The following is a 13,165-nucleotide window of genomic DNA, read 5'->3' on the forward strand; positions in this document are numbered from 1 at the left end:
ACCAGCCAGCCAAGGCGCGCCACAATAAAAAAATCCATGGAGGTGAAGCGAATGAAAGACTCAGTCCTTCAGGCGCTGAGGCAGTCCGACGGATTCGTCTCAGGACAGAAAATCTGCGCCCTGCTTGGCGTCACCCGCGCGGCGGTCTGGAAGGCCGTTCAAATGCTTCGCAGCGACGGCTATCTTATTGAGGCTCAGCCCCGAAGAGGGTACCGCCTCGCCTTCGAGCCTGACCGGCTGGACAGGATGAAACTCGCCGAGCTGCTGACGACCTGCCGAATTGGACGGTCATGCGAGATCCTCGCGCAAGTGGACTCAACCAACACGCTGTGCCGGACGAGGGCCCGTGAAGGAGCGTCCGACGGCCTCGTGATCGCCGCCGAGCACCAAACCGCCGGACGAGGCCGCTCCGGCCGGACGTGGCACTCGGACCAGTGTCAAGCGCTCCAGTTCTCGTTGCTGCTGCGGCCCGCCCTGCCGCCGTCGCGGGCGGCTCTCATCACCCAGATCGGCGCGGCGGCCATGGCGCAGGCTCTCGTTTCCGCCGGATTTGAGCCTCAGATCAAGTGGCCCAACGACCTGCTTCTGAACGGGAAGAAAGTCTGCGGCATACTGACCGAGATGAGCTGCGAGCTCGACCGGATTCACTGGGTCATCATGGGCGTGGGACTCAACGTCAACCAGACGGACTTTCCGCCCGACATCGAGGGGATCGCCACGTCGCTTGCCGCTGTTAGCGGGAAAACTCACGACCGAACCGCCCTGTTGGCCAAGTTTCTCAACGCCTTCGAGCCGCTGTTCGACGACTACCTAGCCAATCCGGCGTCCCCCCAGGCGCTTGAAATTTGCCGCCGCCGATCGTCTCTGACCGGCAGGGAAATCAGCTTCACCGACGACGCCGGTTTAGCTCAAAAAGCGATTGTCCTCGGAATTGACAGTGTCGGCCGGCTTGAAGTCCGCTTGGCTGACGGACAACTTCGCCGGCTGCTGTCCGGCGAAGTTCATCTCGGCCACCAGAAATAAAAGGGACAAGGTTTATTGCTCGTAGCGGGACCGAATAACGAGCAGTCTTAACGCAACGCAAGCCGAAACGAGAGCCAGCGCAGAGAAATTTCTGCAAAAAAAGGTCCCCCTTTTGTCCCTCAAAAATGGAAACGCCTCTTTTTTGTGCCAGCCCGCGAGGCCAAAACCGATGGCGGCTCGTTGACAGCCGTCTGTTCGTGAACTAGTCTTGCGGGGAACGGCCCCGCCGACGGCGGGACAAAACGACGCGCGAGGTGAAAAACATGAGTTCAATTGTGGCACTGGCCGTCATAGGAGTTCTGTTTCTCTGCGCCCGGCGGGGAGAAGCCTGCACTACCCTTTTGGTGGGGAAGAAGGCGTCGGCCAACGGCCGGGTCATCGTGGGACACAACGAGGACGACCCGGGGCGGCTCGTGGTCCGTCATGGCCTCGTGCCGGCCCGAACCTACAGCGGCGGGGCCCGAATGATCTGCGAAGAGTACGCCGCCCGCCCAGCCCTAACGGGAACGACACCCAAGATATTTTGGACGGAAGTTCGGGACGAGAAAGGCATGTCGTCGGCCGACTGCTTCGTCAACGAGTGGGGCGTCGTTTTGGTGAGCAACAGCTGCGCCCACAGCCGCAAGGACGACGAGCCGGACTTGACCGGCGGGGGGCTCGCCTACGGCCTTCGCCGCGCGCTCGCCGAAGGGGCCAGAAGCGCCAGAGATGGCGTCGAGCTGGCATGCCGGCTTCTGAACCAATGGGGCTACCGAACGCCGGGGCGAAGCTACGCCGTCGCCGACGCCGAAGAAGCGTGGGTCCTCCAAGTCTCCATGGGCAAGGTCTACTGCGCCGTCCGCCTGGACGACCACATGGCCGCGGTCATTCCCAACCACTTCACCATTCAAGGCGGCGACTTGAAGGACCGCCCTCATTTCCTGTCGCCCGACGCGATCAGCCGTGCTCAGGCGAGGGGCTGGTGTCCCCGGGGCTGCGGCGAAGAGGCGTTCGACTTCGCGGCCGCGTACCAAGACCCCGGCTCGGTCCGCGTTGACGGCAACACCTACCGGCACCGGCACGCCGTCGCCGCCCTGACAGGCCGTATGCCCGGCGCGGACGAAAAACTACCGTTTGCGGTAACGCCGAACAGGCCGCTGACCGACCGGGACGTTCGGACGATTCTTCAGGATCACTACGAGGGCACGCCCGACGACCTGACCATCGACTTCGCCGGCCATTCGCCCCACTACACGCCCCGGCGGCGTATCTGTACCGGCGGCACAGTCGAAAGCTGGGTCGTCCTGCCCCACGCCAACCCGCACCTGACGGAAATTCAGATTGCCCAAGGCCGCCCCTGCCTGTCGCCGTATCAGACGTTCGACCTGCTGGGCGAGCTTCCGCCCCAGCTTGACCCGCTGGACGATCCGGCCGCGGCGCTTGACCGACACTGTCAGTCAGACCCAAGCCAGCTGAACGACGGGGCCTTCTGGCACAAGCTGTTCGAGCGGCAAACTCTCATCGACCTGCTGTACTCGTCGGCTCATCAGACCGTCTCAGAGTGGCGGAAAAAGCGGCAGGACGAGCTTGACGCCTCGGCCGAAGAAGCCCGGCTCGACCGCTGCCGGCTGGCCGATCAAGGCGACTGGGAAGAAGCCGGCAGGCTGTCATCAAGCCGAGCGAAGCGCGACGCGGAGGAAACCGACAGACAAATGAAGGCGCTTCTCGCGCCATTCGGACCGGCTCAGGCGTCGTTTTCGCCCCATGAAGTCGACAAGTCAGACCCGGACTGCCAGCTGACCGTCTCGTTTGAGTGCGGCACGTCCCCGTTCGAGAGCTCCCTTCGGTTGGGCCAGAGCGGTTCGGCGCCGATGACTTGGGCGTCGCCCCTGGCCGGCTCGCTCCGGCAGGTCGGCCCGACGAGCTGGAGCGTCGCGTTCCGCGCCCGGGAAGCGACAGAAAGCGCCGCGCCGTGCGCCGGCGGCTTCTGGCTTGCCGGACACGACGTCAGCGGCCAGCCGATCGCCGCACTGGGACGGCTGACGGTCCGACCGGCCCAGCCTCGGGAGACGTTCACCGGCAGCTGCAGCCTGTAAAGTTCCCCGGCTCCAGGACGCCTTCAAGGCCGGGAGCGTCAGGGAAGTCGCGCAGGCTCGGCCGCTTGTGACCGTCCCGGCCGACCACCGGTTGGGCTTCCAGCATGGAGCGAAGCACCGCCTCGTCGGTCCCCTCCACGACCGCCCTGAAGAAGTCGTTGGCCGCCTCCGGCCCCATCACGGGCAAATTGAACGGTCCTCGGCCCGATGGAATCCGGGACGCGGTGGAAAACGCGACCGATATCTCCCCGCTGCCGTGGGAGACGAAAGCCCCCCGACGGGTCACCCCGACCGTCGCCCGTCGAGCCAACCGGGTCAGCTGTCTGCTCGAAAGGGGCGCGTCGGTCGCGATCACGGCGATGACCGACCCGTCGGGGCCGGCTTCGCGCCCGCCGGACAGCTTCTGCCCAATGAACCGCCCGGTGGGTTGTCCCCTCAACGTCAGGTCAGACAGCGAGCCGAAATTCGTCAAGACGAGAACTCCGACCGTGTAACAACCAACCCGACGGGAGGCCGTCCCGATCCCGCCCTTGAGCTCGTAGCAGCTCATCCCCCGGCCGGCTCCGACCGAGCCAAGGGAGAAGTTGACGCTGGCCGCGTCCAACGCCTGACGAGCCATCTCCGGCGTCACAGAGCGCAGCCGCAGATCGTTCAGAAAGCCGTCGTTGCACTCGGCGACCACCGGATTGACCGTGCCGGCCTCCCGGCCGATCGACGGCTCGTGCTCCATCAGCCAGCCGACCAGACCGTCCCAGACGGCCCCGACCGACAGGGTGTTCGTCAGGAGAATCGGCGTCTCCAACGTTCCCAGCTCGGCGATTTGAACCAGCCCGGCGGTTTTCCCGTAGCCGTTGGCGACCCAGCAGCCCGCGGCCATTTTGCGGCAGAACAGATCGTCTCCCGGCACCAAGGCCGTCACGCCGGTCTGGACCGCCCCGCTCGACAGCGTCACGTGACCGACCAAAACGCCCGGCACGTCTGAAATGCTGTTGCCCCCTCCCCGCGGCAAAGTCCACAGTCCCTGCCCCAACAAGTCAACGTTCATCGTATCACCTCACCTTGGGCCCATTATACCGGCCTTGGAAAGGAGCTTCCCCGATGAGAATATATATCAGCGCCGACATGGAAGGCTGCACAGGAGTCACGGCTCCCTGCCAGACGATCAGCTCCGAGCCGGAATACGCGTTCGGCTGTCAGATGGAGTGTCACGACGTGGCGTCGGCCGTCAGAGGCGCTCTCGCCGGCGGCGCGGACGAGGTCCTTGTGAACGACTCCCACGACCGAATGATCAACTTGGACATTCGGGAGTTTGGCCCGCAGGTCAAACTCTTGAGCGGCACTCCGAAGCCGCTCAGCATGGTTCAGGCCGTCGAAACCTGCGACGGCGCGTTCTTCGTCGGATACCACGCCGCGGCCGGAACGCCGCTGGCGATTTTGGACCACACCATTTCGGGCCGGACGGTCTACTCGATCACCCTGAACGGCCGCGAAGTCGGCGAAACAGGAATCAACGCCGCCGTCTGCGCCGAGTGCGGCGTCCCGGTGACCCTCGTGACCGGCGACAGAGCCGTCTGCGACGAGGCGGTCAACCTTCTCGGCCCCGACGTCGTTACCGCCCAAGTCAAAACCGCTCACAGCCGTTTTGCCGCCACGTGCCTTCCGCCTGACGCCAGCTCCGAGTTGATCAGACAGCGCGCCGCGGAGGCCGTCGGAAAACTCATCCGCGGTGAAATTTCCTGCCCGCCCAGCCCGCAGGAGTTCGACCTGCAGATCACCTTCCACTTCACCCACCAGTGCGACCGAGCGGCGATTCTGCCCTGCACCGAACGAATCGGCGGCCGGACCGTTCGGGTGACCGGACGCGGCATGGCCGTCATGCGCCGATACGCGGGAACGCTCATCTCCCTCGGAGGGCAATAAATTTTAAATCGGCAAGAAAAAGCCCAGCTGACTTTCGTCAGCTGGGCTTTTTTCGTTACTTTTTGCCGATCAGAACCGCCCGGCGAAGTGCTCCAAAATTGCCGGCTGAATTTCCGGGTAGGCGCAGCCGCCTTCCGGCACTTGGTCGACCGGACAAACGCTCGCGATCTCGTAGGGCGGCAGGTCCCCACGGGAAGACACGACGCCCGAGTACGCGGCGCCGAACGTCTGGCCCTCCGGCCCTCTCACCCCGTACCAGCCGAGGAAGGTCAGCTCAAACTCCAGCGCGCCGGTCTCTTCCCACAGCTCCCGCGCCGCGGCCTCGAAGGGCGTCTCGCCCCGCTCCCGCCTGCCGCCGGGAAGCTCCCACTCGCCTCGGCCCTGATGATGACAGACCAGCAGCCGGCCGTTCTCCCTGACGAGCATCACCACAAACGACACGTCGCAGTCGGGCACCGACGGCGGGAAAAACACATCTTCCGGCGTCACCTTAGCGGCCGGCCCAAGATAGGGCCGGCCGTCCTCAAGCGGCTCAGTCTGAGAAAAGCTTTCCATCGCAGGTCAGCCTACAGGGCTCGGAGCAGCGCCCTCGCTCCCCGCATGAATCCGTCCAAGTCCTCTGGCTCCATTCGAGCGAACAGCCGGCGAAGCATATCGTTCTGACGCCGATCGTGCTCGTTGAACACCGCCTGCCCTTGTTCCGTCAGCGCCAGCTGATACGACCGCCGATCCATCTCCGAGCGGATCCGTTTGACCAGTCCCATGCTCTGCAGCCGATCAATCATCACCGTCACGGTCCCTGTGGTCAGCTTTAGCCGATCCGCCACGTCCTTCATCCGCACGTCCCTGTGCCGACCTATGACGCACAGCGCTTTCAGCTGAGGCACCGACAGCCGGCCGAGCTTGGCCACGCTGGATTCCCAGCCAGAAAGGGTCTCGCACAGGTTCAACATTAACTCTGCTGCCTTGTCCATTATTCCTTCGTTCATTTTCGATGTCCCTCGTCAAACGGCTAGATTTTATTTGTATAACAATATACGCCACTATCAAATAAATTGCAAAATAAGGCGGTTATTCCCTTCTTCGCCTTCCCTTTATCTCCTGAACGCCGCTGAACCGGCGAAGAGACCCCGAGCCGCCTAGTAAAATAAGAATAGTTATCAATAAGTGATTTCAATGATGACCGGTCGGTTTTCCCTTGGTAGAATTTCGCCAGAAAGTTAAAGAGCGGTTTCTCATCTCTCGCAGTTTTATCTGCGCTTGATTAAGGAGGAGTTTTGATGTACAAGATTAACGACAAAATCGAAGATTTCCGCGCCATGGCTTATCAGGACGACGACTTCAAGGAGATCAAGTTCTCCGATTACGACGGAAAATGGCGGATCATCGTGTTCTACCCCGCCGACTTCACGTTCGTCTGCCCGACCGAGCTGGGCGAGATGGCCGACAACTACGAGACCTTCAAGAAAGAGGGCGCCGAGCTGTTCAGCGTCAGCTGCGACACCGAGTTCACCCACATGGCTTGGCACGACGCTTCCGACACCATCAAGAAGATCAAGTTCCCCATGCTGGCCGACCCGACGGGCAAGCTGGCGAAGGCGTTCGGCGTTTACATGGAAGACGCGGGGCTGGCCCTGCGCGGCTCGTTCGTCATCGACCCCGAGGGCGTGCTGAAGACCATCGAAATCCACGAGCCCAGCGTGGGCCGCAGCTGCAAGGAGCTGCTCCGCAAGCTCCGGGCCGCGAAGTTCGCCGCTGAGCACGGACAGGTCTGCCCTGCCAGCTGGGAACCCGGCGACGAGGCTCTGACCCCGGGCAAGGAACTGGTCGGCAAGATCTAACTTTTTCCACAGGAACATAATATCCCGTCCGCCGTCCCTCGAACGCTGCGCGTCGGGGGACGGCTCTTGATACGGAGGTGATGACTTTGGTCCAGAGACGAACAAAACAGCGGGAAGCAATCCTTGAGATTCTCCAGCGGCGAAATTACCATCCCACCGCCGACCAAGTGTACGACGAGGTAAAGAAAACCGTGCCGTCGATCAGCCTCGGAACGGTGTACCGCAATCTGGACGCCCTTCTTGAGAGCGGCATGATCGCGCGAATTGAAGGGACATCGCCGGCCCGTTATGAAGGAGTTCAGGAGCCGCACCTGCACCTGAAGTGCTGTCGATGCGGCGAGATCTACGACATCTGGCCGACGCGTCCCGTCGTCGACCTGTCGAGCATCCCGGACGACTGCCAAGTGACCGAATGGGAACTGCTCCTTCAGGGGCTGTGTCCCGACTGCCTGAGCAAAGAAAAGGAAGCCTCGTCGGAGGCTCAAACAGCGTCAGCGTAAAAAAGCCCGGTTCTTCCGAACCGGGCTTTTTCTTCGCTTTCCGCTGAGCGGCCTGCGCTACAATATGATCCGAGGGGGTGAGGCCGTGAACTGTCACGAGTGTTCCACCATGCGGTGTAGCACAAAAGGCCAAGCGTGCCGGGTTCTTGGTTCCCGGTCAAGGTACGACGAGCTCGACGAGCGACTGATGACCGTCGCAGCGTCAGTGGAAGCCGATTTCTACGGCGAGATGTGCCGAGCCGACGAGATCATCGAGTTCTGCCGGCGTATGGGCTACCGTCGAATTGGATTGGCGTTTTGCGGCGGGCTGGCCAACGAGGCGAAGACCTACGCGGCTGTTTTGGAGCGCGAGTTTGAAGTGGTTTCGGCCTGCTGCAAAATCGGCGGGCTGACAAAAGCGGAGATGGGACACGAGCAACGCCCTTGGCTTGGGCCTCTGTCGTGCAACCCGGCCGAACAGGCGGCGGTGATGAACGAGGCTCAAACCGACTTCAACGTCGTGATGGGACTGTGCGTGGGACACGACTCGGTCTTCTTCCGCCACAGCGCGGCACCCTGTACCGTCGTGGTGGTGAAAGACCGCCGGCTCGGCCATAACCCGGTGGCCGCTTTTACCTGTCCGTACCTGACCCGCCGGCTCGGCGGCCATATGGAGCCCCGCAAGTCGTAAACGGTTCGTGCTCTGCCGTCTCATTCGGCAAAAGTCCGGGCACGAAAAAACTATCGGAGGAAAGAATGCCCCAACTGCGCGTCATATCCATTCGCCCTGACCTGAAGGGAATGCTCCTCGGCCCGGGCTCTATAGCCCTATCCGGCGGCAGAAAAAAAGGACTCGCCCGCCTCGTCGGGGGAAGTCTCCCTTTTTTCGCCTGTTTTGACGAAGGGCTGGAGCCCGACCAAGTCATCGCGGGCGCGGCGCTGGCCTCTCAGCTCGGCCTTGAGGCCGGCAGGAGAATTGCCCTCGAGGCCGTGCCATGGGCTTGGGCCGCCAGTTTAACGCTGGCGCCCCTTTCGCCGCTTCCCCAGTCGGTCTCGCCGCAGGACCTAACCAACGCCCTAACCGATACGGCGCTGGCGGTTGGGGAAACGATAACGCTTCAGCTGGCAAGGGAAACGGCTCGGTTCCGCCTTCTGTCGGCGTCGCCGGCGGGTTTTCTGCTCGTCTCCCCCTCGAGCCAAATCTGTCTGACCCGTGCTGTTCCGCCCGTCAGCGGGAAACTTCAGGGGTACGCGTCGGTCGGCGGACTGTCAGACCAACTTCGGCTGGTTCGGGAGCTGGTCGAACTCCCGCTCGTCCACCCGGAAGCCTTCGCCCATTTTGGCGTTGAGCCTCCGAAGGGCGTGTTGCTCTACGGGCCGCCCGGCACCGGCAAGACGCTGATCGCCCGGGCCGTCGCCCAAGAAACCGACGCGTGGTTCGCGTCAATCTCCGGCCCGGAGATCATCGGCAAGTACTACGGCGAAAGCGAAGAGCGGCTCCGCGACCTGTTCACCCAAGCGCAGCAGAACGCTCCGGCCGTGGTGTTCATCGATGAGCTGGACGCTATCGCCCCCCGTCGGCAGGACATGGGCGCTGAAAAGCAGGTGGAGCGGCGGGTCGTGTCCCAGCTTTTGACTCTGCTCGACGGGCTGCCGGCCCGAAGTCAGGTCGTCGTCATGGCGGCCACAAACCTGCCCGACTCGATTGACCCAGCGCTTCGGCGGCCCGGACGGTTTGACCGGGAAATCGAAATTCCCATGCCGACGCGGCAGGCCCGAAAAGAAATCTTGGCCGTTCACTGCCAGCCCGTTCCCCTAGCCGACGACGTCGACTTGGACCAAGTGGCCGCTCAGGCGTACGGCTTTGTCGGCGCGGACCTGGCCGCGCTGGTCCGCGAGGCGGCTCTGGCCGCGTGGCGTCGGATCGCCCCAGACGGGACGTTCCCGAAAAACTTGGAAGCCGAAGCCGTGACGATGGACGACTTCAAAAAGGCCTTAGCCCAGCTGTCGCCGTCTGTGACCCGCCAGCTACGGACGGAAATCGCTCCGGTGAGCTGGGACGATATCGGCGGACTCGCCGACGCCAAGGCGCAGCTGAAGGACCTGACGAAACAGGCGTTCGTTTTAGCGCCCCGGCTGCTCGACGCAGGCATACGGCCGCCTCGGGGCGCGCTGGTCTCCGGCCCCAGCGGGACGGGAAAAACCATGCTGGCTCAGGCCGTCGCGGGACAGCGAACCGCCATCTTCCTCTCGGCCAGCGGACCGGCGCTCTGTGCGGCTGGTCCAGCCGAGGCGGCTCGGGCGCTTCGGGAGATCTTCGTCTCAGCCCGTCGGGCGGCGCCGGCCGTCCTGTTCTTCGACGAGGCGGAAGCACTCCTTCGTCCTCGGGGGCGCGACAATGGCCTGACGAGTGTCTTTTACTTTGAAATGGACCGGCTGACCCCGGACGACGCGGTGTTCATTCTGGCCGCCACAAGCCGGCCGGACCTGCTGGACAGCGGCGTCTTTTCCGGCTGCCGATTTGACCGGCAGATCGAGCTGAAACTCCCCGACGAGACCGAACGGGCGCAGATTCTGTCGTTAGCGCTGAAGGGCCTGCGCCTTCCCGCGCTCTGCGACGTCGGCGAGCTTGCAAAAGAGTCTGACAGCATGAGCGGCGCCGCGCTTCGGCGGTGGACCGAAAGCGCTGCAGCCCTCTGTCTCGGCGAGGGCTGCCCGCTTGAGGCCCGGCATTTTACCGCAACTTTGCCCAGGTTTCTGTCAGGCAATTCACCCTGCCCGAGAGCAAAGACCGTCATAGAATAGAATTTACGTAGCTTATGCTAAGAAATTTTTCCTAATCAAGGTGGTGAAGATATGAAGCGTTTATGTGCAATTCTCGCGTGCTGCGCGCTTCTCGTCGGGCTGGCCGCTCTGCCGGCTGCGGCGAAGCCACGGCAGATAACGAAAGCAAAACCGGAGACGACTGACATTCTGTTCATCCTTGACGAGAGCGGTTCGATGTTTGGCCTGTCCAGTGACACGATCGGCGGCTACAACAGCTTTATCGAAAAGCAGAAAAAAGAGCCCGGAGAGGCTCGGCTCACGACGGTTCTGTTCAACAGCACCTATCGGGTACTCGGCAGCCAAGTTGACCTGAAGCGCGTCCCCCTTCTGACAAGCCGGGAGTACAGCCCCACGTCCACGACAGCCCTGTACGACGCCGTCGGCCGAGCTGTTTCCGATTTAAAGAAATCCCTCCAAGAAGAAGGCCGCGCGTCTGAAAAGGTCATCGTCCTGATCGTCACCGACGGACAGGAGAACTCCAGCGTCGAGTTCCGGCTCAGCCAGGTTCAAAAGCTGATCGCCGACTGCCGAAAGAGCGGCTGGGAGTTCGTCTACATGGGAGCGAACGTCGAAAGCGCTAAAGAGGCATCTTCCATCGGCATCAGCAGAAAAAACGCCATGGACTTTGCACCCAGCGCCAACGGACTGCAAAACGTCTTCGACTCCGCCCAAGAAGCCGTGAAAAACTTCCGCTCTACCGGCGACGTCGGCAAGTGGCAGCAGTATGATGACTCAAAGCCGGTCAAGCCATGAGCTGGAAGTCCGATTCCGAACGCCCCGAACAGGAAGGGTGTCAGTTCCACATTCGCGTCAAGCCCGGCGACGCGGCCCCGTACGCCGTACTCCCCGGGGATCCGGCGCGAACTGACCTGATCGCTCAGGGCTGGGACGACGCCCGCCTCGTGGCGAATAACCGAGAGCACCGAACGTTCACCGGCACGCTCCGCGGTGTGCCGGTCACAGCCTGCTCAACCGGCGTGGGCGGGCCGTCGGCGTCCAACGCCATTGAGGAGTTGGCCCGACTGGGGACTCACACGTTTATCCGCGTCGGCACCTGCGGCGCCCTTCGCGCTGAGATTCAGCCCGGCGATCTGATCGTCAACTGCGCGGCGATCCGCCACGACGGCACAAGCGACCTGTACGCGCCGGCGGCCTATCCCGCAGCGGCCAGCTACGACGTGACTGCCGCGCTAATTGAGGCGTGCGACCGGCTCGGTTACCGCTGTCACGTGGGCGTCACCTGCTCCACCGCGTCGTTTTACGCCGGACAGGCCCGCCCGGGATTCGGCGGGTTCAAGACGAGCTCCACCGAACACCTGATTTCCGACCTGACGGCCATGGGCGTGCTGAACTTCGAGATGGAGGCGGCCACCCTGTTCACCCTCTGCTCGCTTTTCGGCCTCCGAAGCGGCTGCGTCTGCACGGCCATCGCCAACCGGGTAACCGGCCAACTGATCGAAACGGGCATTGAAAAAAGCGTCGCCGCGGCGAACGAGGCCTTGCTCATCTTGGCCGGGCGGGACGAGATCTGCCGCCGGGAGAACAAACCGTACTGGCACGGCGGCCTGAGATGACCGGACAAAAGCTGACCGAACGTATCGAAGCGGCCAAGCGACGAGCCGTCGTCCCAATCAGCGGATTTCCCGTCGGCGCGGTCGCCGTCGGATCAACCGGCCGAGCCTACGAAGGATTCAACATCGAGTTTCCGGGCTGCGAGCCGGCCTTGACCGTCCACGCGGAAATCTGCGCTGTGACGAGAGCTTTTCAGGCCGGCGAACGGGCGGTCGACTCGCTGTACGTCACAGAAACGCCCTGCGGCCACTGCCGACAGTTCCTCTGGGAGCTGTCGTGCCGCAAAACGTTAAAAGTTTTTCTGCCCGACGGCTCCTTGAGCCTTGAGGACCTCCTGCCCTTCCCGTTCAGCCTTCGAGAGGGCTCCGGATTTTTAGGACACGAGACGGTCTCTATTCGGCCGCTGACCGACGAGGACGAGCTGACCGCTCTGGCCCGAGAGGCGGCAGAAAAAAGCTACTGTCCCTACAGCGCTGCCCGCCGCGGCGCGGCGCTGCGCGGCGTTGGCGGAACGGTGTGGTGCGGCAGTACCGCTGAGAACGCCGCTTATAACCCGGGCGTGACGGCCGTCCAAGCGGCGCTGATCGCCCGAGGCGGCTCTTCCGAAGCCGTCTCAAGCGCCGTCCTTTTTGAAACGGCCGGCGGCTTCAGCGAGGAAATGCTCTTTGCCGGCGCCATTTCGACCCTGTGGCCGGACGCCAGTTTGACATATCGGCGCGGTTAACCTATAACTGAAACATCAGCATTTATATTCCAAAGGAGGTTTTTCAATGGCAGACAACAGCGAGTACCAGGCACTCTGCGCCCGCTCAGAGGCTCTCGGCAAGGCAGCTCCCGACGTGATGAAGGCGTTCGGCGCACTCCACGGCGCCGTGGTCAAGGAAGGCGCCTTAACCGTCAAGACGAAAGAACTCATCGCCCTGATGATCTCCGTGATCGTCAAGTGCCATCCCTGCATTCAGGCTCACACCCGCGGCTGCATCGCCGCCGGGGTCACGAGAGAGGAACTGGCAGAAGCCATCGGCGTGGCCGTCATGATGGGCGGCGGCCCGGCGACCGCGTACGGCGGCATCGTCCTCGACCTGTTCGACCAGCTGAAAAAGTAGCTCCCAGACCTGACAGGGAAGCCTGCGGCATCGTCCAGCTGGACAGGCGGCAGACGGCTTGAAAAATAAACCGCTTGCCAAAAAAAAGGTTCCATGGTAGGATAGCCTGCGTTGGAACGGGTGCCGTCATTTACGTCCGACTTTGTTGGGGTATCGTCCAACGGCAGGACACCTGACTCTGGATCAGGGAATCGAGGTTCGAATCCTTGTACCCCAGCCATGCTCTCTTCGTCTAGTGGTCCAGGACTCCGGGTTCTCAGCCCGGCAACAGGGGTTCGAATCCCCTAGAGAGTGCCATTAACTACAAAAGCTCCCGCCTCTTT

General features: G+C 62.7%; 14 protein-coding genes and 2 tRNA genes. 13 read left to right on the top strand and 3 right to left on the bottom strand.

Annotated elements, in window-relative coordinates:
- Positions 1-51 precede the first annotated feature (51 nt).
- Both HMPREF1249_RS03575 and HMPREF1249_RS03580 read left to right on the top strand, forming a co-directional pair.
- On the top strand, positions 52-1,023 hold the full coding sequence (locus tag HMPREF1249_RS03575; protein ID WP_008523366.1) for a biotin--[acetyl-CoA-carboxylase] ligase: 972 nt from the start codon (positions 52-54) through the stop codon (positions 1,021-1,023).
- Between the two features lie 263 nt (positions 1,024-1,286).
- Entirely contained in the window at positions 1,287-3,098 is a 1,812-nt protein-coding gene (locus HMPREF1249_RS03580) for a C69 family dipeptidase (RefSeq protein ID WP_008523367.1), read from the top strand.
- Here the strand turns inward: HMPREF1249_RS03580 and HMPREF1249_RS03585 are convergent.
- Positions 3,076-4,143 carry a DmpA family aminopeptidase gene (locus HMPREF1249_RS03585; protein WP_008519558.1) on the bottom strand — a complete coding sequence of 356 codons (1,068 nt, stop codon included), beginning with the start codon at positions 4,141-4,143 and terminating at the stop codon, positions 3,076-3,078. The two genes, HMPREF1249_RS03580 and HMPREF1249_RS03585, sit on opposite strands and share 23 nt — an antisense overlap.
- A gap of 53 nt (positions 4,144-4,196) precedes the next feature.
- On the opposite strand from HMPREF1249_RS03585, the gene HMPREF1249_RS03590 reads away from it, so the two are divergent.
- The gene (locus HMPREF1249_RS03590; protein ID WP_008519560.1) at positions 4,197-5,018 is read left to right on the top strand and encodes a M55 family metallopeptidase; all 822 of its coding nucleotides are present in this window, start codon (positions 4,197-4,199) and stop codon (positions 5,016-5,018) included.
- A gap of 69 nt (positions 5,019-5,087) precedes the next feature.
- On the opposite strand, the gene HMPREF1249_RS03595 is transcribed toward HMPREF1249_RS03590, so the two are convergent.
- Both HMPREF1249_RS03595 and HMPREF1249_RS03600 read right to left on the bottom strand, forming a co-directional pair.
- Positions 5,088-5,573, bottom strand: a complete 486-nt coding sequence (locus tag HMPREF1249_RS03595; protein WP_008519562.1) for an NUDIX hydrolase — start codon at positions 5,571-5,573, stop codon at positions 5,088-5,090.
- 11 nt (positions 5,574-5,584) lie between these two features.
- The gene (locus tag HMPREF1249_RS03600) at positions 5,585-6,007 is read right to left on the bottom strand and encodes a MarR family winged helix-turn-helix transcriptional regulator (protein ID WP_008519564.1); all 423 of its coding nucleotides are present in this window, start codon (positions 6,005-6,007) and stop codon (positions 5,585-5,587) included.
- Positions 6,008-6,298: 291 nt separating this feature from the next.
- On the opposite strand from HMPREF1249_RS03600, the gene HMPREF1249_RS03605 reads away from it, so the two are divergent.
- The 10 genes from HMPREF1249_RS03605 to HMPREF1249_RS03650 all read left to right on the top strand — a co-directional run bounded on the left by HMPREF1249_RS03605 (position 6,299) and on the right by HMPREF1249_RS03650 (position 13,139).
- Positions 6,299-6,859 (top strand): peroxiredoxin, encoded by a 561-nt coding sequence (locus HMPREF1249_RS03605; protein ID WP_008519568.1) that lies wholly within the window; start codon positions 6,299-6,301, stop codon positions 6,857-6,859.
- Between the two features lie 80 nt (positions 6,860-6,939).
- Positions 6,940-7,359, top strand: a complete 420-nt coding sequence (locus tag HMPREF1249_RS03610; protein ID WP_008519570.1) for a Fur family transcriptional regulator — start codon at positions 6,940-6,942, stop codon at positions 7,357-7,359.
- Positions 7,360-7,444: 85 nt separating this feature from the next.
- Entirely contained in the window at positions 7,445-8,029 is a 585-nt protein-coding gene (locus tag HMPREF1249_RS03615; RefSeq protein ID WP_008523372.1) for a DUF1847 domain-containing protein, read from the top strand.
- Between the two features lie 65 nt (positions 8,030-8,094).
- Positions 8,095-10,143 (top strand): AAA family ATPase, encoded by a 2,049-nt coding sequence (locus tag HMPREF1249_RS03620; RefSeq protein WP_008523374.1) that lies wholly within the window; start codon positions 8,095-8,097, stop codon positions 10,141-10,143.
- Between the two features lie 51 nt (positions 10,144-10,194).
- Positions 10,195-10,917, top strand: coding sequence for a vWA domain-containing protein (locus tag HMPREF1249_RS03625; protein WP_008519576.1), 723 nt, complete (start codon positions 10,195-10,197; stop codon positions 10,915-10,917).
- The gene (locus HMPREF1249_RS03630; protein ID WP_008519578.1) at positions 10,914-11,738 is read left to right on the top strand and encodes a nucleoside phosphorylase; all 825 of its coding nucleotides are present in this window, start codon (positions 10,914-10,916) and stop codon (positions 11,736-11,738) included. The genes HMPREF1249_RS03625 and HMPREF1249_RS03630 overlap by 4 nt, the downstream gene beginning before the upstream one ends.
- Complete coding sequence (gene cdd / locus HMPREF1249_RS03635; protein WP_021775834.1) at positions 11,735-12,460, top strand: cytidine deaminase; 726 nt, start codon at positions 11,735-11,737, stop codon at positions 12,458-12,460. Before HMPREF1249_RS03630 ends, cdd begins: the two co-directional genes overlap by 4 nt.
- 46 nt (positions 12,461-12,506) lie before the next feature.
- Positions 12,507-12,842: a carboxymuconolactone decarboxylase family protein gene (locus HMPREF1249_RS03640; RefSeq protein ID WP_008519582.1), complete on the top strand. Its 336-nt coding sequence runs from the start codon at positions 12,507-12,509 to the stop codon at positions 12,840-12,842.
- Positions 12,843-12,988: 146 nt separating this feature from the next.
- Positions 12,989-13,062, top strand: a tRNA-Gln gene (locus tag HMPREF1249_RS03645).
- A 1-nt stretch (position 13,063) separates the two neighbouring features.
- A tRNA-Glu gene (locus HMPREF1249_RS03650) sits at positions 13,064-13,139 on the top strand.
- Positions 13,140-13,165: the final 26 nt, after the last annotated feature.

It is taken from the genome of Jonquetella sp. BV3C21, from assembly GCF_000468895.1.
Lineage (GTDB): Bacteria > Synergistota > Synergistia > Synergistales > Dethiosulfovibrionaceae > Jonquetella > Jonquetella anthropi.

What these genes read in the sequence shown, in the direction of transcription:
- HMPREF1249_RS03585 (WP_008519558.1), bottom strand. Translation starts at nt 4,143, where the DNA reads ATGAACGTTGACTTGTTGGGGCAGGGACTGTGGACTTTGCCGCGGGGA.
- HMPREF1249_RS03630 (WP_008519578.1), top strand. Translation starts at nt 10,914, where the DNA reads ATGAGCTGGAAGTCCGATTCCGAACGCCCCGAACAGGAAGGGTGTCAG.
- HMPREF1249_RS03590 (WP_008519560.1), top strand. Translation starts at nt 4,197, where the DNA reads ATGAGAATATATATCAGCGCCGACATGGAAGGCTGCACAGGAGTCACG.
- HMPREF1249_RS03620 (WP_008523374.1), top strand. Translation starts at nt 8,095, where the DNA reads ATGCCCCAACTGCGCGTCATATCCATTCGCCCTGACCTGAAGGGAATG.
- HMPREF1249_RS03605 (WP_008519568.1), top strand. Translation starts at nt 6,299, where the DNA reads ATGTACAAGATTAACGACAAAATCGAAGATTTCCGCGCCATGGCTTAT.
- HMPREF1249_RS03625 (WP_008519576.1), top strand. Translation starts at nt 10,195, where the DNA reads ATGAAGCGTTTATGTGCAATTCTCGCGTGCTGCGCGCTTCTCGTCGGG.
- HMPREF1249_RS03640 (WP_008519582.1), top strand. Translation starts at nt 12,507, where the DNA reads ATGGCAGACAACAGCGAGTACCAGGCACTCTGCGCCCGCTCAGAGGCT.
- HMPREF1249_RS03600 (WP_008519564.1), bottom strand. Translation starts at nt 6,007, where the DNA reads ATGAACGAAGGAATAATGGACAAGGCAGCAGAGTTAATGTTGAACCTG.
- cdd (WP_021775834.1), top strand. Translation starts at nt 11,735, where the DNA reads ATGACCGGACAAAAGCTGACCGAACGTATCGAAGCGGCCAAGCGACGA.
- HMPREF1249_RS03595 (WP_008519562.1), bottom strand. Translation starts at nt 5,573, where the DNA reads ATGGAAAGCTTTTCTCAGACTGAGCCGCTTGAGGACGGCCGGCCCTAT.
- HMPREF1249_RS03610 (WP_008519570.1), top strand. Translation starts at nt 6,940, where the DNA reads ATGACTTTGGTCCAGAGACGAACAAAACAGCGGGAAGCAATCCTTGAG.
- HMPREF1249_RS03575 (WP_008523366.1), top strand. Translation starts at nt 52, where the DNA reads ATGAAAGACTCAGTCCTTCAGGCGCTGAGGCAGTCCGACGGATTCGTC.
- HMPREF1249_RS03580 (WP_008523367.1), top strand. Translation starts at nt 1,287, where the DNA reads ATGAGTTCAATTGTGGCACTGGCCGTCATAGGAGTTCTGTTTCTCTGC.